The following is a 661-nucleotide window of genomic DNA, read 5'->3' as shown; positions in this document are numbered from 1 at the left end:
GAACAGGTTGCGCGGCACGCAGATCTCATAACCGGCCAGAAGACGAGCTTCTTCACGATCATCCAGACCCTTGAGCTTTGCGACCAGGAACTTGTCGTTCCCGCGTCCGCTGACCAGCTCTACCTGCTTTACATTGCCGTCACGCTTGAGCGTCCAGGTTTTGTAATCCAGCAGGTTCTTGATCGGATCAGTAAAGGAATACACCTTCACTTCGCCGCGAACGCCGTGAACAGAATAAATCTTGCCGATAACGATCAAATCATCAGCAACAGCTGGCGTCGCGTTCATATTGCTCAGGCCGCAGCCTTGGCAGATTCCTTCAACAACTGAGCAACGCGCTCAGAAGGTTGTGCACCAACGCTCAGCCAGTAGGCTACGCGCTCTTGGTTCACGGACAGACGAACTTCTTGACCACGAGCAACAGGGTTGAAGAAACCAACCTGTTCCTTGTGCGAACCGTCGCGCGGGTTGCGGCTGTCGGTTACGGTCAAGTGGTAAAACGGGCGCTTTTTGGAGCCGCCAAGGGCAAGACGGATTGTTAGCATGTGAACATCGTTCCTGTAGTCGGTGCTGCAAATCTAAAGGCACAGCGGGCATGGGTGCCCGAAAGGCCGCATATTCTAAGGAATATCCGGACTTTTGCAAATGACTTTTTCCGGCG

The 661-nt window shown here is 53.6% G+C and carries 2 protein-coding genes; both read right to left on the bottom strand.

Features of this window, described 5'->3' with window-relative positions:
- Positions 1-288, bottom strand: a 288-nt coding sequence (gene rimM / locus D8U18_RS13900; RefSeq protein WP_131107826.1) for a ribosome maturation factor RimM, incomplete at its 3' end; no start/stop codon positions are given.
- 5 nt (positions 289-293) lie between these two features.
- On the bottom strand, positions 294-545 hold the full coding sequence (gene rpsP, locus D8U18_RS13895; protein WP_003198088.1) for a 30S ribosomal protein S16: 252 nt from the start codon (positions 543-545) through the stop codon (positions 294-296).
- Positions 546-661 lie beyond the last annotated feature (116 nt).

Origin of the sequence: Pseudomonas sp. Sample_10 (genome assembly GCF_004321495.1) — a bacterium.
In the GTDB taxonomy this organism is placed as follows: Bacteria; Pseudomonadota; Gammaproteobacteria; order Pseudomonadales; family Pseudomonadaceae; genus Aquipseudomonas.
This window is presented reverse-complemented; position numbering and strand designations above follow the sequence as displayed.

Coding starts and splice junctions, on each gene's coding strand:
- rpsP (WP_003198088.1), bottom strand. CDS start 545: ATGCTAACAATCCGTCTTGCCCTTGGCGGCTCCAAAAAGCGCCCGTTT.